Origin of the sequence: Alicyclobacillus fastidiosus (assembly GCF_026651875.1) — a bacterium.
GTDB lineage: Bacteria > Bacillota > Bacilli > Alicyclobacillales > Alicyclobacillaceae > Alicyclobacillus > Alicyclobacillus fastidiosus.
Window position 1 is genome coordinate 5452255 of record NZ_CP104067.1, and the last position, 21747, is coordinate 5474001.

21 protein-coding genes are annotated in these 21747 nt (G+C 55.1%); 9 read left to right on the top strand and 12 right to left on the bottom strand.

All coding sequences use genetic code 11. The annotated features are described in order from the left end of the window. Positions 1-100: 100 nt before the first annotated feature. From NZD89_RS26515 to NZD89_RS26530, 5 genes are read right to left on the bottom strand one after another with little or no spacing between them, the layout of a single operon-like run. Entirely contained in the window at positions 101-544 is a 444-nt protein-coding gene (locus tag NZD89_RS26515) for a hypothetical protein (protein ID WP_268005630.1), read from the bottom strand. 41 nt (positions 545-585) lie between these two features. Beyond that, positions 586-1008 carry a GtrA family protein gene (locus NZD89_RS26520; RefSeq protein ID WP_268005631.1) on the bottom strand — a complete coding sequence of 141 codons (423 nt, stop codon included), beginning with the start codon at positions 1006-1008 and terminating at the stop codon, positions 586-588. After that, positions 995-2029, bottom strand: a complete 1035-nt coding sequence (locus NZD89_RS26525; RefSeq protein WP_268005632.1) for a glycosyltransferase family 2 protein — start codon at positions 2027-2029, stop codon at positions 995-997. Before NZD89_RS26525 ends, NZD89_RS26520 begins: the two co-directional genes overlap by 14 nt. Further along, complete coding sequence (locus NZD89_RS30190) at positions 2010-2240, bottom strand: mannosyltransferase YkcB-related protein (protein ID WP_438938761.1); 231 nt, start codon at positions 2238-2240, stop codon at positions 2010-2012. Before NZD89_RS30190 ends, NZD89_RS26525 begins: the two co-directional genes overlap by 20 nt. Next, positions 2183-2719, bottom strand: coding sequence for a sugar phosphate nucleotidyltransferase (locus NZD89_RS26530; RefSeq protein ID WP_326492895.1), 537 nt, complete (start codon positions 2717-2719; stop codon positions 2183-2185). The genes NZD89_RS30190 and NZD89_RS26530 overlap by 58 nt, the downstream gene beginning before the upstream one ends. 310 nt (positions 2720-3029) lie before the next feature. Here NZD89_RS26530 and NZD89_RS26540 point away from each other — a divergent pair, with 310 nt between their 5' ends. Then, the gene (locus NZD89_RS26540) at positions 3030-3785 is read left to right on the top strand and encodes a maleate cis-trans isomerase family protein (protein ID WP_284285922.1); all 756 of its coding nucleotides are present in this window, start codon (positions 3030-3032) and stop codon (positions 3783-3785) included. Positions 3786-3933: 148 nt separating this feature from the next. On the opposite strand, the gene NZD89_RS26545 is transcribed toward NZD89_RS26540, so the two are convergent. From NZD89_RS26545 to NZD89_RS26565, 5 genes are all read right to left on the bottom strand, one after another. Next, positions 3934-5229, bottom strand: coding sequence for an MFS transporter (locus NZD89_RS26545; RefSeq protein ID WP_268005633.1), 1296 nt, complete (start codon positions 5227-5229; stop codon positions 3934-3936). Positions 5230-5256: 27 nt separating this feature from the next. Beyond that, on the bottom strand, positions 5257-5892 hold the full coding sequence (locus NZD89_RS26550; protein ID WP_268005634.1) for a GntR family transcriptional regulator: 636 nt from the start codon (positions 5890-5892) through the stop codon (positions 5257-5259). Positions 5893-6154: 262 nt separating this feature from the next. After that, entirely contained in the window at positions 6155-6619 is a 465-nt protein-coding gene (locus NZD89_RS26555) for a (2Fe-2S)-binding protein (RefSeq protein WP_438938746.1), read from the bottom strand. Further along, positions 6620-7468, bottom strand: coding sequence for an FAD binding domain-containing protein (locus NZD89_RS26560; protein ID WP_268005635.1), 849 nt, complete (start codon positions 7466-7468; stop codon positions 6620-6622). It abuts the gene before it with no gap. Continuing rightward, the gene (locus NZD89_RS26565) at positions 7465-9795 is read right to left on the bottom strand and encodes a xanthine dehydrogenase family protein molybdopterin-binding subunit (protein WP_268005636.1); all 2331 of its coding nucleotides are present in this window, start codon (positions 9793-9795) and stop codon (positions 7465-7467) included. The genes NZD89_RS26560 and NZD89_RS26565 overlap by 4 nt, the downstream gene beginning before the upstream one ends. A 257-nt stretch (positions 9796-10052) precedes the next feature. On the opposite strand from NZD89_RS26565, the gene NZD89_RS26570 reads away from it, so the two are divergent. Both NZD89_RS26570 and NZD89_RS26575 read left to right on the top strand, forming a co-directional pair. Beyond that, complete coding sequence (locus tag NZD89_RS26570; protein WP_268005637.1) at positions 10053-11174, top strand: 5-methyltetrahydropteroyltriglutamate--homocysteine S-methyltransferase; 1122 nt, start codon at positions 10053-10055, stop codon at positions 11172-11174. Positions 11175-11556: 382 nt separating this feature from the next. After that, positions 11557-13587: a peptidoglycan-binding protein gene (locus NZD89_RS26575; RefSeq protein ID WP_268005638.1), complete on the top strand. Its 2031-nt coding sequence runs from the start codon at positions 11557-11559 to the stop codon at positions 13585-13587. 107 nt (positions 13588-13694) lie between these two features. Here the strand turns inward: NZD89_RS26575 and NZD89_RS26580 are convergent, their stop codons facing one another. After that, positions 13695-15125, bottom strand: a complete 1431-nt coding sequence (locus NZD89_RS26580; protein ID WP_268005639.1) for a glycosyl hydrolase family 18 protein — start codon at positions 15123-15125, stop codon at positions 13695-13697. A gap of 189 nt (positions 15126-15314) precedes the next feature. Continuing rightward, the gene (locus tag NZD89_RS26585; protein ID WP_268005640.1) at positions 15315-15758 is read right to left on the bottom strand and encodes a hypothetical protein; all 444 of its coding nucleotides are present in this window, start codon (positions 15756-15758) and stop codon (positions 15315-15317) included. 94 nt (positions 15759-15852) lie between these two features. Between NZD89_RS26585 and NZD89_RS26590 the strand changes: the two genes are divergently transcribed. The 6 genes from NZD89_RS26590 to NZD89_RS26615 all read left to right on the top strand — a co-directional run bounded on the left by NZD89_RS26590 (position 15853) and on the right by NZD89_RS26615 (position 21743). After that, on the top strand, positions 15853-17127 hold the full coding sequence (locus NZD89_RS26590) for an MFS transporter (protein WP_268005641.1): 1275 nt from the start codon (positions 15853-15855) through the stop codon (positions 17125-17127). A 68-nt stretch (positions 17128-17195) separates the two neighbouring features. Beyond that, a complete protein-coding gene (locus tag NZD89_RS26595) occupies positions 17196-18056 on the top strand; it encodes an HpcH/HpaI aldolase/citrate lyase family protein (RefSeq protein ID WP_268005642.1) in 861 nt (286 codons plus the stop codon). After that, positions 18053-19240 carry a CaiB/BaiF CoA transferase family protein gene (locus NZD89_RS26600; protein WP_268005643.1) on the top strand — a complete coding sequence of 396 codons (1188 nt, stop codon included), beginning with the start codon at positions 18053-18055 and terminating at the stop codon, positions 19238-19240. Before NZD89_RS26595 ends, NZD89_RS26600 begins: the two co-directional genes overlap by 4 nt. Before the next feature lie 311 nt (positions 19241-19551). Next, positions 19552-20343: a transporter substrate-binding domain-containing protein gene (locus NZD89_RS26605; protein ID WP_268005644.1), complete on the top strand. Its 792-nt coding sequence runs from the start codon at positions 19552-19554 to the stop codon at positions 20341-20343. A 31-nt stretch (positions 20344-20374) separates the two neighbouring features. Beyond that, the gene (locus NZD89_RS26610; protein ID WP_268005645.1) at positions 20375-21028 is read left to right on the top strand and encodes an amino acid ABC transporter permease; all 654 of its coding nucleotides are present in this window, start codon (positions 20375-20377) and stop codon (positions 21026-21028) included. Beyond that, positions 21021-21743: an amino acid ABC transporter ATP-binding protein gene (locus NZD89_RS26615; protein WP_268005646.1), complete on the top strand. Its 723-nt coding sequence runs from the start codon at positions 21021-21023 to the stop codon at positions 21741-21743. Before NZD89_RS26610 ends, NZD89_RS26615 begins: the two co-directional genes overlap by 8 nt. Positions 21744-21747: the final 4 nt, after the last annotated feature.

The window sequence follows — 21747 nt, forward strand, 5'->3', positions numbered from 1 at the left end:
GTCGAACTGGCGTCTAAACCGGGAGAGATGGACACGATGATCACCTTTCTTTGACTGCACCCAAGATGTCTGTGGACGCTTGACGAGTAAAGTGGTATCCCTAGGAATCTATCACTCTATCCAGCACCCAATGTGAATTCATAGAGTATGGAACCTGCAAACGCAGTCGGAATTTGTAGCTAGCCAAAAACAATTTTTCCGGTCGCTGATATCGCCTAAGCCTGCCTACGCAAAGAATCCGCCCACGTGCCAATCCAATCAGTTTGTACGTGATTCCCGCGACCAAAGTCGTCGAATCCGACACATTGGGAATGGTCCCAAACAAGTAGTACCAGATGTTCATCGCGCCCATGTCGACGTACGGATACTCACCGGTCGTGGCGATATATGCCTTCTCAATCATGTCGCCTAGCGCCCCCTGAACCGCCAGCGAGCCGAGGATGATCGTCCAGACTGTCCCAAAGTAGCATCGTATCGCCCACCGAGGCTTCGTCTTGGTGGGTGCGGCGGGCGGATGGAGCCCTCCAACATCCTGAACGCGCACATCGTTCACTCCTCTTTGCGTACCCTGGAATTTCTACTTCCTCATTCTGACGCCAACTGGTTTTCGCCAGGGCGAAATACCCACCATTTGCTGCCGATGAAATTCAACAGGAGCGTGATGCCGGTGATCACAACCTTGGTGGCGATGAGCGGTATCCATCCCTGCAGTACAAGCAGACAAATTTCTGATACGCCGTACGACACTCCGTTGACGACCGCGAATTTGAACATCTGGGCAGCCCGCGAGTGGGGCTGCGTCCGGAACGTGATCAACCGATTCCACAGATAGCTGTTGCACAATCCGCATGCGTAAGAGACGGATTGGGCGACGAGCGCATTGCAGTGCATGAATCGAACCAGTGCGAAAAACATGGCGAAGTCGATGACTGTGTTCAGGATACCGACGAAGCCAAAGCGGATCACTTGGCGGATGAGGGCACTCCAAGTGACCTCACGCCCCGCCATGCCGCGACTCCTCCTCAAACCCGAGTTGGCTTTCGAGAATATACAGGGGTCGGTCTCGCGCCTCGTCGTGAATCCTCGCGACATACTGCCCAAGAATGCCGACAGCAATGAGCAAGATACTGTTTACAAACACCACTACGGCCCCGAGTGCGAAGAGCCCCGACACCCCGCTTCCGGTGAACAGCGGCGCGCACAGTGCGCCAAAAAGGGCCACGATGCTCGCCAGGGCCAGAATAGCGCCCACATACATCGCCATCTTTAACGGCTTTTCCGAAAAAGAAGTGATGGCATCCGAGGACAGGCGCAACATCCGCTTGAGCGGATATTTCGTCTCTCCGGCGAACCGCCGATCTCGAACGTACTCTACGGCCGTCTGCCGGAATCCCACCCATGATACTAGCCCGCGGACAAACCGGCTCTTCTCCTTGAGTCCCTTCATGACGGCGCATACCTTCCGGTCGATCAGGCGAAAATCCCCTGTATCGACCGGGATATCGACGTCCGTGAGGATGCGTAGAGAACGGTAGAAGAGAGCGGCCGTCCACCGTTTAAAGCGGGTATCGCCCTGGCGAACGGTCCGCTTGGCGTAGACGACATCGTTCCCTTGTCGCCAGGCTTCTACCATCTTCAAGATGAGTTCAGGCGGATCCTGCAAATCTGCGTCGATCACGATCACCGCATCGCCACTCGCGTAGTCCATCCCGGCACTGATGGCCACCTGATGGCCGAAGTTCCGCGAGAAATTGAGCACTTTGACACTTTGGCTAGTCGCAAATAGCCGCTCGAGGATCTCCCGCGAAACATCCTTGCTGCCGTCGTTTACGAAGATTAACTCATACGGCTCGCCCAGCGTATCCATGACGGCCTTCAACCTGTCGTACGCGGTGGCCAATACCTCTTGTTCGTTGTACACCGGAATCACGACGGAGTAGCGGACGCGCTCCTTTGAGCCACTCTCAGGCAGTAGCTCACAATTGGGTTGAACCGGGTAATGGGCTGTATTACGAGCCGGTATATTCATATAGTTGTGCACCTCCACCCATATTCCTCACCTTCGATGCCGTCGACGAAGCAGACGCTGTCGATTGATACGCACTGCTCGGCACCAGTTTGCAGTTCGTCGTGATCCACTGCGTGAGTTTCGATTGCGATCCGCCCGCTCCACCGGACTGAATCAGGAAGTACTTAATTTTCCCGGCCTTCGCAAACTTCTCCAGTTGCGCGACCGAAATGGCCGGGTCAGTTCCGAGGAAGAGCGCACCGCCTTCTCTCCGGGTGAGTGGACGACGCCAACGCACGTTTCGGAGAAGGGGGATGCGTCCGGCTCCAAGATGTATCTGCCGACCACCGCACAGTTGGATGGAGCGTCCTCACGACGCGGCTTCTCGACCACGTCCTCGACCGTTTGCAGGCGGATGTTCTGAAACTCGAACGACGTGCTCGGGGCGATGATGCCGTAGCGCTCTACGTCTTCATAAGGCACCTTTTGAACGCCGACGACCGAGGTCGAGAATTGCTCATACACCTGCTTCATTTCCGTCAAGCAAGGCGGATTGGACTGAATCAGTTCATCCGGAAGCAAGACCGCGAATGGTTCCCCGTCGGTAGGTATGTCCACGATTGGAAGCATCTCTTTTGGCAGGGTTTTGGTGATGGGCAAGAAGCGGGATCCAATCCCACCAGCGGGAATGACAGCTTTACGAATGGTCATCTTCTTCAACTCCGTTGCACATGGAATCTAAGTCGCGAACGCTGCTGGAGCGCCCGTCGGCATCAGGCCTAAAACCCGGTCTCATCGGCTTGGGTGGCCGCCTGGCGATTGCACGCAAATCCGTTGGTTATCACGTGCCCTATTGTGCTCGACGGAACTGAAACGGACATGAGTGAAGGCTGAGAGTTTGCTGAAGGGTTGAAACCAAAAGGAGATGCGCGAGGATGTCTTAGCAGCTACTTGATCTGCGAAAAATACTGTATACTGTATACATGACACCGTATTCATACTGCTGGAGGAGGGCTTCAAGTTGGCGAATAATCATCGAATTGGTCTGATAGTTCCTAGTTCCAACACCACGATGGAGACAGAGATCCCGAGGATGTTAGCCTGGAGAATGAACGAGGTTGCACAGGAGACATTTACGTTTCACTCGAGTCGCATGCGCATGATGCACGTCACCCCTGAGCAGTTAAAAGCCATGGATGTCGAGAGTGACCGCTGTGCGGCAGAGTTATCCGATGCCCGTTGCGACGTGTTGGCGTACGCCTGTCTAGTGGCGATTATGTGCCAAGGGCCTGGCTATCACGAATCGTCTGAACGACGGCTGTCGCAGGTCGCGGTCGAAAACGGCGGTGCTGCGGATGTCATCAGCAGTGCAGGCGCGCTCATCGCGGGTATTCACACGCTTGGCGCCAAGAAAATTGCACTCATCGCTCCGTATATGAAACCGCTCACGCAAACGGTTATCGAATACATTCAGGCGGAGAACATCGAGGTGACAGACTCAATCAGTCTCGAAATTCCCGATAACCTCGAGGTGGGCCGACAAGATCCATTGAACTTAGTCGAGATCGTCAAGCGACTGGATACGAGCCAAGCGGATGCTGTCGTGCTGTCGGCGTGTGTGCAGATGCCGTGTCTGGAAGCGATTCAAAAGGTGGAAGACGCAATCGGTCTACCTGTCCTATCGGCGGCTACTTCCACCGTCTATCAAATCCTCAAGCGTTTAGAGTTGAAGCCGTTTGTTCCGAATGCGGGCCGTTTGCTGTCGGGCGCTTACTAACAGGCCTGACACCCTGCACTTGCGGCGGTTCCAGATGCAGCGGCCCTCTAGCGCAGGAGCCCGTCGGCTGATGTGACCCCGCCCGACAAAAAAGACCCGGAGTCCGCGACATCGTGGACTCCGGGTCTTCTCATTTCGACGGGCGCCATTAATCTTCTGCGGTCAGGGTCGTTCCTTTCGTCTCGCGGATGGTGAATACCAATAATCCTGATGCGAAGTAGGAGATGGACGCAAGGCCGATGAACATCGAGAACCCAATGGACGAGATCAGCACAGGGGCTAGTAGAATACCGACAATCGACCCAATGCGTCCGACGTTAAAGCAGAATCCGGAGGCCGTCGCGCGAATGCTGGTCGGGAACAATTCGCCGTACCATGCGCCAAACCCACTGAAGTATCCTGTAAAAAAGCCCAATAATGCCGAGATGATGCCGAGCGTGACGACATTGCCGCCAGTCAACAGGAGATGACCGTTGGTCAATGGCATATGACTTGCGACATAGGTGAAAATCGGTATGATGACCGTCATGCCAAAAAAGAAAATGGCGAATGAAATTCGTCGACCGACAATTTCCGCAATATATCCATATACGAGATAGCCGAAGATTGCGCCGACGGCTGTCCACACGGAGAAGACCGGCGTCTGATTCATGTTAATACCGAGAATCTTTTGCAAGTAACTCGGTACAAACGTGAGGATGATCCAATATCCAACCATCCCTAACATCGAGACGAGAAGTGCCAACAACGTGGTCCTAATGTAATCCTTCTTGAAAATCGACAGCATGTTCTGGCTCTTGTGGCTGCGCGCGATGTAACTTCTGTTCGCCAACCAAATTGGCGATTCCTTGACGAACAAGATGATATAGACAGCGGTTAACCACGCGGGGATGCTCGCGCAGATAAACAGCCGTCTCCAGGACTCCGGGTTGTGTGGGTCGAGGATTGTCCAAGCAAAGATGGCCGCCAACAGCTGTCCGGCGGACCACCCGGTCTGCATCAACGCCAGTGCCTTCGCGCGCGAATCGGGTCGAGATACCTCTGAGATGAGTGCTGCGGCAGCAGACCACAATCCCCCGACGGCCACCCCGACGATAATTCGGAAGACATTGAGCTCTAGCATATTCTGAACAAATCCACACATGAGTGTCCCCAGGCCGTATATGAGCACAGAAATCCACAGCGTTTGTTTGCGCCCAATGCGGTCAGAAATATTTCCGAACACGTACCCACCGACCCCGGTCGCCAAGAGGAACCAGGCGACCACAGTCGTAACACCTGACAGGTTGGTTTTAAACGTGTGTGCGACGGCCAACAGCACAAAGCTGAAAATGCCCGCGTCCATGGCATCGAACAGCCAAGACGCCCAAGATCCGATGATAGCGTTTACCTGATGGCCCGTCCGAATTTCGCTGGGAGCAGCGGCCAAATCCAATTGACTCATAGGTCCCCCTCCAAATATGGGAAAGATTTAAATTATGGACAGACGGCTGTCGTCCGACAACCGATTCAGGAAATTCTGCAGGTTTTCTTCTAGATGTGTTCTCATCAACTGTTCTGCTGCCTCTCCATCCCCGCGGACGATAGCTTCGTAGATCTCGCGGTGCTCGTGCGGCAGCTCCATGCGATCGCGCACGATATCTTTACGACACAGCAAGATGATGGTCTGCATCCGTTCAATTAGCTGTGTAATTTGATCATTCTGGCACGACCGCACGATGGCGTTATGAAATAGCGTATTCGCTTTCATCTTGGCTTCGAAATCACCCGTCGCAGACCGTTCGATCAAGGTGCCTAAAAACTGCTTATCCTCCTCTGTCATCTGGAGCGCTGCCATTTTTGCGGCATGGCCCTCCAGCAAAATGCGAATCTCATAACTCTCCTTAATTTCTTTCGGCGTCAATTCGACCACGGTTTTATTGCGCAGCAACCCCTCGTGCTCTAAGCGGATGACAGCCTCCCGAATCGGTGTGCGGCTGATATTTAACTCCGACGCGAGGCGTTCCTCTGAGAGTTTGACCCCTGACGGGAGTAGGCCCTCGATAATCTGCTTGAACAAATAGTCGTAGACTTGTTGGTACGCGGGTTCCGGCCTACGGATTTCCACCGTCCTACTACCTCCTTCAATGCTATTCCGTTGCTATACTGAATCCTGTATACAGTATAATACAAACGCATTCATCATACCAGCTGTGAACATCATCAATCGGACAAGGTCGGTCGTGTTCGGCGTACTCATGATTGGCATGTTTGCCAAGGATATTCCGGTGACCGCGTGGTCGACACCCTCATCGGCAGTCTCGTCGCGGTACTTTTGATGTTCGTCGTGCCGACCAACGAGCCAACATCCGGTGGAAACAGCAAGGCCCCTAGCGGGGCGGACTAAGCGACTGAACAGCCTTCTCTATCTCCTCGTAACTCGTGCATCGACAGATATTCGATTCCAGCCACTGCACAACCTCGCACTCGTCAAATGGAATCCCCCGCTGCACCAGCGCGTGCACGTTCATGATAAAGCCAGGTGTACAGTAACCGCACTGAAAGGCGTAACAACTCGCAAATGCGCGCTGGACAGGCGCATCTCGCAACCCCTCGACGGTCGTGATGGATTGGCCCACCCCCTCGATAGCGAGCATGATACAAGACTTGTACGGCTCCCCCCCCAGCAAGACCGTGCAGGCCCCACAATCACCATTCTCACACCCCGGTTTCGCCCCAGTCAGCCCAAGTTGCGCTCGAAGCACGTCGAGGAGTACGTCGGCTGGGCGAATGAGGACCACGCGCTCCACTCCATTCACGTGCAAGACGACTTCCCGCTTTGGCACCGCCACCACCTATCGACCTCCCAACTTTTCAAGGATCTCAAGCATAGCGCATCGCAGAACGAACATCCTATAGTCCCTCGACGCCTCAAAATCGTCCAGGACTTCACGCGGCGGAATCAGGCGTATCGCGTTGTCGACTCGCTGTGTCCAATCGACACCTTCCCGGTTGAGTTCCAATTCGATGGCTCTCGACCGAAAAGGATACGAACAAACTCCACTAAACGCCGCTCGAATCGCATGGTTGACACGCAGCGCGGCCGCCGTCACGACGGGATACCCGACTCTGCCCATCTTGCGTCGCTTGAGATGAACAAATGGTGCCTTGCGCGCCTCCTTGTCGGTGACGATTTGCACAATCAAGTCGCCGGGACGAAGCGGGCTGCCTCCCACCGCCATGCGCGAAACGTTGACCACCCGCTTGCCCGCAACACCTGCTACTCGCAGTTGACTGTCGCACAAAAGCAGCGGCAGAAGTGCTTCGCGGTAGATAATTTGACCACAGATATTCCCACCGAGCGTGATCTTGTTGCGGGCGGTCCGGTCGGCGATTTCCTGCACTGTGGCTTGCAGAAGTGGGAATTCACGGTCCAGCCACGGATGCTCCACCAACTGTGTCAACGTGGTGGCCGCACCCAAAATCAGCTGTTCACCCACCAGGCGGATCACGCGCGTCTCGGGGATCGGCTTAATGTCGATGACGGCGCCCGCGCCCACTTGGTGAAAGCGCGCCAGCGTGATGATCTCCGTGCCTCCAGCGTAATACAGGGGGTTCATCCCCGCTTTTGCGAGTTCTCTGAACTGAGTCACCGCTTCCCGGTAGGTGCGGGCCGGGACGTAGTCAAAGTCGAGAGGAATCATGAGAAACACCCGCCTCCTCGCAGCCTCCACAACAGTTCAGACGTCATCGGCATGTGGTTGACCGGTCCGCCGGTCGCATTGGACAGTGCGTTCGCGAGCGCCGCGGGCATCCCGATCAACCCGTGCTCGCCTAGCCCTCGCAGCCCCCAAGGGGCTTCTCGATGAGGCGTTTCTAAGAACTGAACCTCATAGGCCGGTTGGTCCCCATACCGGTAAATTGGGTAAACGCGAAACTGTGGATTGGATATCACGCCATCCGCCCGATACACGTACCCTTCGCGACTCGCCAAGCTGAGGCCCATACTCATCCCACCCTTGATTTGCCCCAGGGCGAGCTCAGGATGAATCACCTTGCCACAATCGATGACGGTCACCGCCCGAACCACTCGGTACGTGAAATTCCTCGGATGGTACTCCACTTCCACGCCTTGCGCCGCGACCGTCCACTCCGGACCAGGCACGCCCTGTCCGGTGTCAAAATCGATCGGGATAACGCCCTCAATCGTGTACGTTCCCCGCCCCACGACATAGGAGCCGACGACATGTCCGTCTGGAAACACATATCCGTGCGAGAGCGCGCCGATCGGAATGACCCGCTGTGTTTGGCTACATACAGCCATCCCGTCGCGAATCTGCACGTCTTGTGGGTGACAGTCCATCGCCATCGCGGCATTTCGGGCGAGCTGCTTCACGGCGTCCTGTGCAGCTCGTACAGCGGCGTTCCCAGCTAAGAGACTACTGCGACTGGCGACCGTCTTCCAGTGCTCCGGCTGCTCCTTCGTATTGACCTCCAGGACGACGTCCACGTACTTTGCACTCATTTGGAACACTTCGGCCACCATCTGCGTCAGGGCCGTCTTCGTCCCTTGACCGATCTCCACCACGCCCGACACCACAGTCACCCGGCCGTCTCGGTGCACGTAGACAACCGCCCCAGAACTGGCGTCGGGCGGCGTGCTCGACGTCTTCCACACACCGGCGATGCCCTTGGCCAACAAGGTCGATCCGCACTGCACCACCGCTGGCCCCCGCCAGTCCAGGAGCTCCTTGAGCCGCGCGAAACACCCCGGAACATCGCCAATTGAACTGCGGGTCAACCGCGCTTGCGTGGGCGTCGTGTCGCCAGGGACGATGGCGTTTCGCATACGCAGCTCAAGTGGATCACAGCCAAGTTTCAACGCGAGTTCGTCGAGTGCTCGCTCAATGACCAGCGTCTGTTCAGGATGGCCAAATCCCCGATAAGCGGTCGTCGGAGGGTGGTTGGTATACATGCAATAGGCGTCGCACTGCACGTGGTCCACACGGTAAGGACCTGTACAATCCTGCGCCGCGGCCTGTGTCACAATCACACCGCGGTCAGAATACCCCCCACCGTCAAACCAGTAGGTGATCTCGGCGGCGACCAGACGCCCATCTCGCGTCGCGCCGAGCTTGACATTGGCTTCTAAGCCAATGTGGCAGGGGAGTGTCACCATATCCTGCTCGCGGGAACAGCGGAGTTTTACTCTCCGTCCGCCAACCGCCTCTGAGGCCGCCACTGCCAACGGCTCGAGAAACACGGTCGATTTGCCGCCAAAGCCGCCGCCCACCAGTGGCGTCACGACGCGCACATCCGATGCAGGGTAGCCAAACGTAGCCTCGATGACCTCTGGGACGGCAAACGGCGACTGCGAGGCGGTCGTCAAGTGGACTTCGCCGCTCGGGAGGATTTCAGCGATGGTACAGTGCGTCTCCATCGCAGCGTGATGCGCCTGCGGAAAGGAGATGTCGCACTCGACGACGGACGCACACGCGTTCCACAACGCCTCCGGCTGGCCTTTACGCACTCGAATATACGTGGCGATATTCGATCCCGGTATCGGTCTAACCTGTTCGCCAACGTGGTATGTACCGAGCTCCGGGTGAATGCGAGGAGCGCCGTCGGCGAACGACTCCTTCGGAGACTGTACGACCGGAAGCGGCTCACAGTGGATTTCGACGAGCGCGGCGGCCGCCTGTGCCTGATGAAGTCGCTCTGCCACGACGATGGCCACGGGCTCCCCGGCGTAACGCACCCTCCCAAACGCGAGCAGGGGCCTGTCTTCGAGCGGGGAGCCAGTCATTCTGTGGCAATCCTGCCCGGTCACGACCGCTCGCACGCCAGGTGCACAAAGCGCCTTGCTCGTGTTCACGGAGAGAAGCCGCGCATGCGCATAGGGGCTGATCACCAGGACGGCGTGTAGCATGTCCGGATGGTGGAAATCGTCTGTGTATTTACCAAAACCTCCAACTTTTTCAGCTGTATCCTTGCGGAGAATACTTCGGCCAATCGCCTTTGTGTCCGCCATCAGAAGAACCTCCCGCACGAAGTCGCGCTTGGCGCCCTAAGTACCACACACAACCCTATGCGCCGCGGCGATTGTCCTAGACGTCCGCGGGAGCGCGACAGACGACCGGCTCACCGCCTCGTCTATCGCGTTTCCGTTTCCTGCCATTCACGCGAATGTGATACAGTGAACACCACCGAGCCCTCTGCACCATCTTGCCTTCTTCGCAGGAACGTTCCATAGTACGGTTAGGACTCATCAGGAAAGAGGGATGCATCGTGGCAGAAGTTAGACAGACGAAGTCGCTTTCGCAGGCGCCGCCATTTCGGGCGGATCAAGTAGGGAGTTTACTTCGCCCGGACCGCGTGAAAGAGGCGCGGCTGCAACGGGCTGCAGGGGACATTGCGGCGGACGAGCTGCGCCGAATCGAAGACGAAGAGATTGCGCGCATCGTTGAAAAGCAGAAGTCAATCGGCCTACAGGCGGTGACCGACGGCGAACTGAGGCGGGCGTGGTGGCATTTTGACTTTCTCGAACACCTCGACGGCGTAGAGGGCTATGAGTCCGAAACGGGGATCCAGTTCAACCAAACGAAAACGAAATCGCACTCGATTAAGGTCGTCGACAAGTTGGACTTCTCCAACCATCCGATGTTGGAAGATTTCCGTTTTTTACTGCGTGCCGCTGGCTCGCATACGGCAAAAATGACGATACCAAGCCCGAGTATGCTTCACTTCCGCGGCGAGATTTCAAGGGACGCGTACCCAGACCAGGAACAGTTCTTCGAAGACTTAGCGCGTACATACAAAAAGGCGATTCAATCCTTTTACGATGCGGGCTGCCGATATCTTCAACTCGATGACACGTCGTGGGCGTACTTCTGCTCAGAAGAACAGAGGGAGCAACTTCGCGCGCGCGGGTTCCAACCGGACGACCTGATGTCGCGCTACAGGGACACCATCAATCGCGCGGTGGCAAATCGGCCGGATGATCTCACCATCACCATGCACATCTGCCGCGGCAATTTCCGCTCGACGTGGATTTCCTCTGGCGGCTATGAACCTGTCGCGGAGATCCTGTTTGACGGGCTCAACATCGATGGGTTCTTTTTGGAGTACGACAGTGATCGAGCTGGCGGATTCGAGCCCCTCCGATTCGTCAAGCGAAACGACTTGCAAATCGTACTGGGACTCGTCACTTCGAAGTCAGGTGAGTTGGAGGATCGCGATGAGATCAAGCGGCGGATTGAGGAAGCGTCGCGCTATGTCGATTTGAATCAACTAAACCTGAGTCCACAGTGCGGTTTTGCATCGACCGAGGAAGGCAATCTCTTAACAGAGGAACAACAGTGGGCGAAACTGCGCCATGTGGTGGAAATCGCCGAAGAGGTTTGGAAGTAGGCAGTGGTATAGAAGCACTCGTATTGCAGTTGGAGGAACGCCTTTGTAGGCCGTCGGCAACCGTCCTGGCGGCCTTGCAAAGGCGCTAAATTCTGGCCCGCCCCCGCATCTAGTCCCCTTACATCAGACTCCGAGTCTACCTGAGTTCTCACATCCGGCTTCCTCCATTCACTCGCTTCGCTACCGCAGTGACCTCCAGGAAAATTTTCGGCAGGTGGTTTCCGCGCGACGTCGAAAACTATTTTTTGTCACAACAGCTGTAATATTCCGAACGAGCGTTACGTCTATTCATGGGGTCATCTATTCTACCTCTATCTAATTTAGGAAAGCGATAAGTGGTGTTCGATGGCTCGCCAATTCAACGGGAGACCGGAGGTATGACATGAAAGCTCAGCATGTGGTCGCAGGAATGACGTTGTCGGCAATGGTGGCTGTCTCCACCCCTGCCGTTTCCTACGCACAGACGACGGAGGGGACCCTCCAGGCTGGATCGACCGGGAGTACGGTCGTTTTGCTGCAGAACGATTTAAACGCCCTTGGCTACACCGTCGGGCAAGCGGATGGACAGTTTGGTGTGAAAACTACGACAGAGGTGGAAGCGTTTCAGAAGGCGCACAAGCTTGCTGCTGATGGCGTCGTGGGCGCTGCGACGTGGAAGGTACTCGACGCGGCGGCAGCGGCACTAGTCACGAAACCAATTGCACTCAGTGCGTCGAGCAAAGCGGCCAAATCTATCGGCGTAAAGCATATTTACTACAATAACGAGTTGATTACGTCCCCTTATGGATTTACATACGACAACACGACCTACATGCCGATTTGGTACGTGATGGAGACGCTCGACAAGGAAGGATTCACGCACACTTGGTCCGGAAATGTATGGAATATCATTGTGCCGAACACGGCGAGTCAGTCAATCGACTATAGCGACATTCGATATGGCAAAGGCAGCATGGCCATCGCCATCAACGGTACGGTTGTGGCGCGCGTCATCGGTGTCACGCATGTCGATCCCGCGTCGAAATCCACGACCACCTTCATGCCGATTTACTACGTGGAGCAGGCACTGAATCGCATCGGCATCACGTCCGATTGGAACGGGACCACGTGGAAGATGAAAAGTAATGCGTCACAAGGCGGTGGTGGAAGCACCACCGTACCTTACGGAAATGTCGACTTGCGTTTCCCCGCCCCAGGTAGCATCACCGCGTCCAGCATCGACTCCTATTTGTCGAAGAGCGCGTACCAAGGCACAATCGGCTCTCCACTGACTGGACTTGGCGCCTCGTTCATCGACGCGCAAAACACGTATGGTGTCGATGCGACCTATCTGGTCGCGCATGCGCTGCTCGAGAGCGCCTATGGGACGAGCGCCATCGCCCAGCAGGACAACAATCTGTTCGGATATGGCGCGTATACCGACAACCCAGGCCAAGACGCCGGGGTGTTCCCAAGTGACGATTACGCCATCCGCTTTCAGGCGTGGGAAGTGAGAAACAACTACCTCAATCCAGCAGGCAGCAATTACGGGGGCTCCCCCACACTCACCGGGATGAATGTGAACTACGCTTCAGATAAGACCTGGGCCAGTGGTGTCGGATCGCTGATGGGTCAAATTTCGTCCTCGGTCGGATTAAGTGCGTCGAACTATCAGTCGTACTCCGCAAGCAACGCCGCACCGGCCCCGTCGAGCACCAGCGAACCAGTGTACTACCTCAATGGAGCGACGGGTACGACTAAGGCGGACGCCGATTACAACGGTGTGCCGTACTACTCAAGCGTGTCCGATGGCCAGAACGACATGTTCTTTGGCCCGCTCGAGAATGGCAGTTTTGGGCAATCTGTCACCGAGTTGCAGAAGTACTTGAACACAACTACGAACGCGGGATTGCAAGTCGACGGACAGTTCGGAACGTCGACAGAGACGGCGGTGAAGGCGTTCGAGGCGTCTAAAGGGTTGCCACAAGATGGCATCTGGAGTTTCTCGATGTGGCAGACGTATATCGATCCGCTGCCGAACACACCCACCTTGCCGGCCGGCCAGTCGGTGAATGTCGATGAAATCGCACAGGGCATGGCAGGTGGGTATGTCGTCCCGTGGTATCATATTCCGAATGTCGGGTGGGTGGATTCGGGGTACGTCCAGTTGACCGATGTATTCCGGGTCATCGCGGCAGATCCGCAGAGTGCCAATACGAGCATTCCGGTATATAGCGACCCTTCCGGCACGCAAAGCCTCGCAACGCTGCACAGTGGGGATTTCGTAGTCGCTAGCTCGTCAACTGCGACGAATGGGATGTACAAAATTCAATTTGCCGCAGAAACCGCGGCGACAAGTGGGGGCAATGCGCCTGGAACGCTGCTGACGGGGTATGTATCGGCACAGCGTGCGAGCTTGTCGGCACAATCGTAAAGTTGAGTCAATCGAACCGTTATCTCGTTCCGCTGGCAAAACAAGAGGGCCCGACTCGGAGGGCCCTCTTGTTTCCTATACCGTAATTCAATGCGCTCCGTTACCGGTTACTCCCCAGAAGCGAATTGTTCTATCGGCTGCCAGACTTGGCTGTCTTCAAGACCGATCCGCCAAATGGCAATTCCGCGCAGGTTGTCCGCCTTGGCTATCTGGAGTTTGTCCGAGATGCTCTCTGCGTTCTCGTAGTACACCGTATGTTGTACACCGCTTTCCGTGTACGTGAAGTAAGGTTCTTCGTCAGTGGCATCCCACTCGGGCGTGATGGAGTTCGAGGAAAGCAGTTGGTCCACCTGATTGAGCGTGAGCGCTGTCGTCTTCCCATTTGCCCAGTCGTAGCCGTACACCGGAATGCCCAGTAACACCTTGTTAGACGGTATCTGACTCGTCGCATAGGACATCACTTGTTTTACCCACGGCACTGGGGCGATTGGGCCCGCGGGGCCGCCCGGGTACGAATAATCGTACGCCATTACCATCACTTCGTCGCTGTTTTGACCGATCACAGAGTAATTATATGCACTGTTGGCGTCGGTGACGGCGGGTACGTCCACACTGAGTTTCTTCCCGGCGTCGTGCAGCGCTTTTTGAAGGCTTGTCAGGAATTGCGAAAACTCTGCGCGACTTGATGTGGGGAGCATTTCGAAATCAATATTGACGCCCACAAACGGCTGGCCTTTGACGAGGTTGACCAAGTTGTTAATCAGTGTGCTGCTGTCCGTGGCGTTCCCGAAGATCTGCGCGGCCATGGTGCCGTCGAAATCGCCTGTATCCACGTTCATATTGGTCACCGTGACATACGCCGACAAGTCGTTATCTTGCGCGTACGTACCAGCCTGTGTATACAGGGAGCCGGTCAGGCCGCCAGTGGAAGTGATGGAATCTGTAAAGGTACTAAACTCTGTAACTGCAGAATGAGCTTCCAAGTCTACTAGAGAATCTGTGTTACCTCCATAGTTTGTAACAAATCCAAACACGATCGGGTTGGACGAGGGAGACCTCACTGCCCAGGTCTGGCCGTTCCACGAAGCTGCGATGCCAGCCGCGTTGAGCAGTTGATCCACATAGTAGATAGGCATATACACCGTTGGCTGCGCGTTGGCCCCGGCAGCCGGATCTTTCCTGACATACGTATTGATTTTCTTCACAAGCTTCCCATTGACGACGATACTCGCTTGACCGGAGCCCACAGATATCGCTGAAAAATCCCCGTTCGTAGCCGTGGACAGCGTCCACGTATGCGTTGTCCCGTCCCACGACTGGGTAAAACCAGCCGCTTCTAACGCCTGTCCCACATACCAAATCGGCATATAGGTGGTCTGATTGCTTCCGTCAGAGGCCACAAAGCTGTACGGATGCGACAAAACCGCACCGTTCACGGTGATCGTCTTTTGCGTGGACGCATTCGCAGTGACCTCCGGCGCAAGTACGACCGAAGACAACAAGGCTGCTAATAGACTGACAGTGGCGAAACGTTTCAAGTACGCGAATCCTCCCCCGATTCTCTCTCATTTCTCGATTCTACTGGAATCGCCTTCAGAAATGTTCCACCAATTACTGGGGGGAGACGTGTTCGGGGGGCAACTACGTGTAGATGGGCTATCACTGATATTTTTCACATCGCATTGTGCTAGCCTGCCTGACAACGAAATGAGCATTGTTTGAAAACTTCAAGAACCACGAATCGCACGTGAGGCAAGAACAGCTACGATTATCAATGATACTGAAGCTTGAGTCATAACGAGAATTTTCATCCGTTTAGACATAATCAACGTATCTGTTGGACTGAACGCTGTACTCGTATTGAAGGCAAAAAAAATATAAGTCAGAAAAAAGGAAAACCGTCTAATCCAGACATGATGATCGATCAACTTTGCAACAATAAAAAGAACCAGAACACCAATAACCACCGCTTTAAAGGTCCAGTTTGGTCCTAAAGTAACTTTCTCTGACAGAGTGCTAAACAAAATTACAACAAACATCACAACTAAAACAACGGGCCATATCCGTACACGGAATTCCCTCGTCCAATGCCCCATATCATCGAAATCATAAAATGAAATAACCGGACTATATATATTCCAGCTGCTGGTACCTACGCTTCGATTGCGCAAGTCAAGTCTGCAAGAAAGCGCTCACAGAAAATCTTTTGGGGGGATATAGTCTGACCTTAATCGGCAGTTCGACACAGGAAAGGAGGCAAATGGATTGAAGCCAACAAAGGTTCGCTGGGGCGTGATCACGCTACTCTTTTTTGCGACGACCATCAACTACTTGGATCGTACGAACCTCTCTGTCGCATTGCCCGTGATATCGAAGAACTTCCACTGGAACGCGACTGCACAAGGTGCCATCTCGTCGGCGTTCCTCCTGTCATACGGGTTGTTACAGCTTCCCATCGGTGCATTCATCGACAAGTTGGGTACGAAGTTGACGTATATCTGGTCAATTATCCTGTGGAGCCTCGCATCCATGGCCACCGCTATGGCAAACTCGTTTGGAATCCTATATCTATTCCGCTTAATTCTAGGCGTGGGTGAAGCGCCTGCATTTCCAGCCGCCACGAAGACCGCTTCTGACTGGATCCCGCGCCGTCAGCGCGGGATTGCCACCGGATTTTTTACCGCCGGCGTCAACATGGGTTCAGCAGTCGCAATGCCGCTTGTCGCGATCATTGTGACTGCCTTTGGCTGGCGGATGTCGTTTATCGTAACGGGGCTCATCGGGTTTGTTTGGCTCATCTTCTGGCTCGTCTTTTACAAAGAGCGCCACGCGAATCCCCGCGTCAACGCGGCGGAACACGCCTTGATCGAGGCGGGCGCCGAAGATCCGAACGTGGAGGAGGAAAAGGTTCCCTACGCTCAATTGCTCACCCGCAAATCCACGTGGGGACTCATGCTCGGCTATTTCTGCCAAGTCTACATTATGTACGTATTCATCACGTGGCTGCCTAGTTATTTGGTCAAAGCCCGCCATATGAGCCTCTTGAAAACCGGCTTTTACGGCGTTCTACCATTCCTCTTCGGCGCCATCTTCGCATTTCTCGGCGGTGTACTCGCTGACAAGTGGGTGAAACGCAACAAAAATGGCCGGAAATACGCGATGGCCATCGGTCTCGTCTTCGGGGTCGCAGTCATTCCTGCAGTAGCCGTCGGCTCCTGGCAATGGGCACTCGTGTTCCTGACCATCGCGGAATCTGGCATCATGTTCAGCAATGGCGCGGCTTGGAGCGCGTGTTCGGAGATTGCACCGCGAGGTCAAACAGCTTCCGTGGCCTCCATGCAAAACTTCGGTGGCAACGTCGGAGGTTACTTTGCCCCCATCTTCACCGGATACCTGATCCAGACAACTGGAGGTAGTTTTGTCAGCGCACTGGTATTGTCTGGTGTGCTCGCTGTACTCGGCGCGCTATTCTACTTCTTCCTTCTCCCAAGTTCAAAGACAACCGAAGCCATCTCCTTGAACATCAGTGCCAATTCCTAAACTGCGCTATCCACAACAGCCGCCGCGCGCGGCTGTTGTGGCATGACTTCCTTTGGAGGTGTTTGCCCATGTCGTCGTTGCTCTTCGTTCCTGCCAATGACGAACGGAAATTTGAAAAGGCCAGTTCGCTCCCCTGTTCTGGTATCGTGATCGATTTGGAAGACGCGATTCACGCCGAGCACAAGCGAAGAGCGCGCGCGTCACTGTCTGAGCTCATCCCCAAACACCGGAATCCAAAGCAGAAGCTTTACGTTCGCATCAATGGCCTTCACACGGCGTTTTGGCAGGATGATTTGGTGGAAGTGGTCAAAATCCGGCCAGACGGCATCATCGTCCCAAAGGCTGAACGCGACCTCCACTTGCTCGATGAATTCCTGGTAGGGTTAGAGACAAGCCACGGACTCGTAGAGAATCAAATGAAACTCATTCTCATCCTGGAAACAGCGAAGGCGCTGGTCGACATGGAACCAATCCTTTCGTCGTGCCCTCGCATCGACAGCGCTACCATCGGAATGGCCGATTTATCTGCCGATCTCGGCGCCTCCTGGAGCGACATTGTGCAGCAAACCCCCCCTTTGCTCATCGGACTCCGCGAGAAACTCGCACTCGTGTCGCGCAAACTTGGCTTGAAGGCCCCGTGGGACTCCGTGTACATGCAGTTCACCGATGCCGAGGGGCTCAGACGGGATGCGATGATTGGCAAACGGCTCGGTTTTCAAGGGAAGCACGTCATTCATCCTTCGCAAATCGACGTTGTCAACAGCGTGTACAGGGTGTCAAAGGAAGAGTACGAACAAGCGAACGCCATCATCGCCAAAATACAGGGGCAAGGCGCCGTCCAAATGGAGGGGTTCCTCATCGATGAGCCCGTCGTCAAACGGGCGCGACAAATCATCGAGCGCTACGAAGCCCAGGAGGTGACAGCGTGACATCTCTCCTCCGCGACCTTCGCGTACTCGACATGTCGACGATGATTGCCGCCCCTACAGCCGCCTCTCTACTTGCGGATTACGGAGCCGAGGTGGTGAAGCTCGAGCGCCCAGGAACGGGCGACTTTGTTCGCAAATTTGGCGCGCAAAAAGAAGGCCAGGGTCTGTATTGGAAGTCACTAAGCCGAAACAAACAGAGCGTGGCTCTCGATTTACATCATCCCCAGGTCCAAGAGCTCGTGACAGAGTGGGTGAAGACATTCGATGTGGTCGTTGAGAACTTTCGACCGGGGACGCTGGAAAAGTGGAATTTGGGACCCGATATCTTACTCCGCGCCAACCCATCGCTCATCCTGTTGCGCGTCACCGCGTACGGTCAAGACGGCCCGTACCGAGATAGGCCCGGATTTGGAACCTTGGCTGAGGCGATGACCGGTGTGGCCTCGGTCACCGGATTCCCCGACAAGCCCCCTTTACTTCCGGCATTCCCGCTCGCCGATGTCATCGCCGGCTACTTGGGGTCCAATGCCGTACTCGCAGCACTTCACAGACGAGAGAAAACCGGGGACGGAGAGGTTATCGATCTCGCCATTTACGAAGCGCTCATGAAAGTGATCGAACTTCAAATCATCGAATACGACCAGAACGGAACGCTCCACAAGCGCAATGGCAATCAACTTGAGGACACCGCCCCAAGAGGCGCGTATCAGTGTAGGGATGGCCTGTGGATTGCACTCTCTGGCAGTACGCAGCCGATTGCACAACGGGTGTTACGTGCGGTTGGCGGCGAAGCGCTGGTGAACGACGAACGATTTGCGACCAACTTGGACCGAGTCGCACACGCCGAGGAACTCGATGCACTCATTTCCAACTGGTGTGAACGGCGCGATCGGGCGAGTGCTATCGATGAACTGTCTAGTCTCGGTTGCGCGGTAGGTCCCCTCGAGACGGTGGACAGTATGCTGACAAATCCGCAAGTCCAAGCCCGAAAGTCGATCACCACCGTAGCTGATACGGAACTGGGCCCCGTGCGAATGACCAACGTGTTCCCTCGATTTGAGCACGCACGTCCAGAGATCTCCTCAACGGGCCCGTCTGTCGTCGGAGGAGACACCATGCGGATCTTGCAACGGGATTTAGGCCTATCGGAGACCACGATACGACGGATGATGGAAGGTCACTGAGCCAGACAGAAGCAATTGCCGATCCGCCCCATCAAACAGGGCCTAGGCCACGCACGTGTTGGGGGGCGGGGCGCTTTGCGAACCCCGAAACGAGCGGGCCACCCGCTTGCTTCGACGCGTTTGCGGCGGGCTGTCAACTGTGTGGAGCAACCGCCATCCGCTGTCCTGGTATTGAAGTCAGAAAACACAAATAATTAGGAATACAGTTTTAGTCACAATTTCCACTAGACACGGAATCGATTTGCATATATATACATTACATAGAGTTTTTATACACATAAACATTGGACATATACAAGGGGGAACTTGCGATGCAAAAGTTGATGAAAGTGTGTGCAGCAGCGACAGCTGTTGCTTTGATGACTGCCGTGACCGGATGTGGGACGTCCAGCACGAACAGCAATACGGCGACAAGTAGTTCGAGTTCGGAACCGACGCTCGTGTTGGCGACTTCGGCCGATTATAAACCTTATGAGTACCACGATACTTCGAGTGGACAAGACAAAATCGTCGGCTTTGACATCGACGTGGCGAACGCCATCGCGAAACAGTTGCACTTTAAGGTGCAGATTGAGGATATGGACTTTGACGGGCTGATTGCGGCGCTTCAGGCGAAGCGGGCGGACTTCGTCATCGCGGGAATGACCCCGACGGCAGCTCGGAAGAAGGCCGTGGATTTCTCCGACGTCTACTATCAAGCGGAAAACGTCGTGCTGACGAAGAAGGGCCACACGGTGAAGACGATGAACGACTTGTCAGGTGAGAAAGTCGCGGTGCAGTTGGGATCGGTTCAGGAAACTGCAGCACAGTCGATTCCAAATGTAAAATTGGATTCGCTCGACACCATCCCGACGGTCGTACAGGAGGTCCTTTCCAACCGCGCCGATGCAGCGGTGATTGAGAATACCGTTGCGACAGGGTACGTCAAGAGCAATCCGCAATTGCAACTGAACAAGATCGCTGGCATGACGGAGAACGGCTCCGCGATTGCGTTCCCCAAAGGATCACCGTGGACGAAAAAGTTCGACACGGCGATCGAAAAAATGAAGCAGGACGGACAGCTCCAGCAACTGGCCAACAAGTGGTTCGGTGGCACGCAGTGAGTGGGCTCCTTAGCAAAGGGGTGACCCTGTAATGGGCTTGGATTTTAGCCAGATTGACCCAATGTTTATCCTGAAGGGCGTCGTGGTCACACTCGAATTCACAGTGATGTCCACCGTGTTTGGATTTATTCTAGGGACGCTCTTGTCCATTATAAAAGTTTCGAAGTTTGCACCGTTGCGCTGGTTCGGCATCGCGTACACGTCGGTGTTCCGAGGAACCCCGCTACTGGTCCAGGTCAGCCTGGCGTATTTCGCGGTACCACAACTGACCGGCTACGATATCCCGGCGCTACAGGCAGGCGTCATTACATTTTCATTAAACTCGGCTGCCTACGTGTCTGAGGTCATCCGTGCGGGAATCCTTGCGGTGCCAGCGGGGCAACGGGATGCAGCGCTGTCACTTGGCGTGCCGTACCGCAAGATGATGCGGGATATCATCTTGCCGCAGGCCGTGAAAAATATCTTGCCCGCACTCGTCAACGAAAGTATCGCGCTGCTCAAGGACTCGTCCCTGGTGTCCGTGATCACGGCGAACGACTTGATGCGCCGAGCGGAAATTACGATGTCGAATACGTACCGCTACTTCGAACCGCTGATCTTGATTGCCGCCATCTACTACGTCATCGTCATGTTCTTGACTTGGCTCGGCTTACGCTTGGAGAGGAGGCTGCGCAAGAGTGATTAAAATCGACCACCTCAACAAGTCATTTGGGAAGTTGAACGTCCTCAAGGACGTCTCTCTCGAAATCGAGAAGGGCGAAGTTGTGGCGCTCATTGGGCCGTCGGGCTCCGGCAAATCCACATTGCTTCGCTGTTTAAACCTGCTCGAGGTCCCCACAGAGGGACATGTGTACATCGACGGTACGGACATTACGGCAAAAGGCACAAACGTCGTAAAAATCCGGGAAAATATGGGGATGGTCTTTCAGCACTTCAACCTGTTTCCACATATGACCGTCATGGAAAACATGATCTATGCGCCGACGAAAGTAAAGGGTCTCGATAAGGGCACCGCCAAGCAAGAAGCGGTGCGGCTGTTGAGCCAGGTGGGACTCGCACAGAAGGCAGACGCTTACCCAGCGACGTTGTCCGGTGGGCAGAAACAACGCGTGGCCATCGCGCGTGCACTCGCGATGAAACCAGAGATCATGTTATTTGATGAGCCGACGTCAGCACTTGACCCGGAGATGGTCAAGGAGGTCTTGCAGGTGATTCAGGACCTGGCCCACACCGGCATCACGATGGTCATCGTGACACACGAGATGGGATTTGCGCGCAACGTGGCGGACAGGATTTGCTTCTTGGACGGCGGATCGCTTGTGGAAGTTGCTGGCCCGCAGGAATTCTTTACGAACCCAAAAACCGACAGGGCGAAGGAGTTCTTGTCAAAGGTACTGTAAGGTC

Coding starts and splice junctions, on each gene's coding strand:
- NZD89_RS26520 (WP_268005631.1), bottom strand. CDS start 1,008: ATGGCGGGGCGTGAGGTCACTTGGAGTGCCCTCATCCGCCAAGTGATC.
- NZD89_RS26605 (WP_268005644.1), top strand. CDS start 19,552: ATGCAAAAGTTGATGAAAGTGTGTGCAGCAGCGACAGCTGTTGCTTTG.
- NZD89_RS26595 (WP_268005642.1), top strand. CDS start 17,196: ATGTCGTCGTTGCTCTTCGTTCCTGCCAATGACGAACGGAAATTTGAA.
- NZD89_RS26560 (WP_268005635.1), bottom strand. CDS start 7,468: ATGATTCCTCTCGACTTTGACTACGTCCCGGCCCGCACCTACCGGGAA.
- NZD89_RS26545 (WP_268005633.1), bottom strand. CDS start 5,229: ATGAGTCAATTGGATTTGGCCGCTGCTCCCAGCGAAATTCGGACGGGC.
- NZD89_RS26610 (WP_268005645.1), top strand. CDS start 20,375: ATGGGCTTGGATTTTAGCCAGATTGACCCAATGTTTATCCTGAAGGGC.
- NZD89_RS26565 (WP_268005636.1), bottom strand. CDS start 9,795: ATGGCGGACACAAAGGCGATTGGCCGAAGTATTCTCCGCAAGGATACA.
- NZD89_RS26525 (WP_268005632.1), bottom strand. CDS start 2,029: ATGAATATACCGGCTCGTAATACAGCCCATTACCCGGTTCAACCCAAT.
- NZD89_RS26530 (WP_326492895.1), bottom strand. CDS start 2,719: ATGACCATTCGTAAAGCTGTCATTCCCGCTGGTGGGATTGGATCCCGC.
- NZD89_RS26575 (WP_268005638.1), top strand. CDS start 11,557: ATGAAAGCTCAGCATGTGGTCGCAGGAATGACGTTGTCGGCAATGGTG.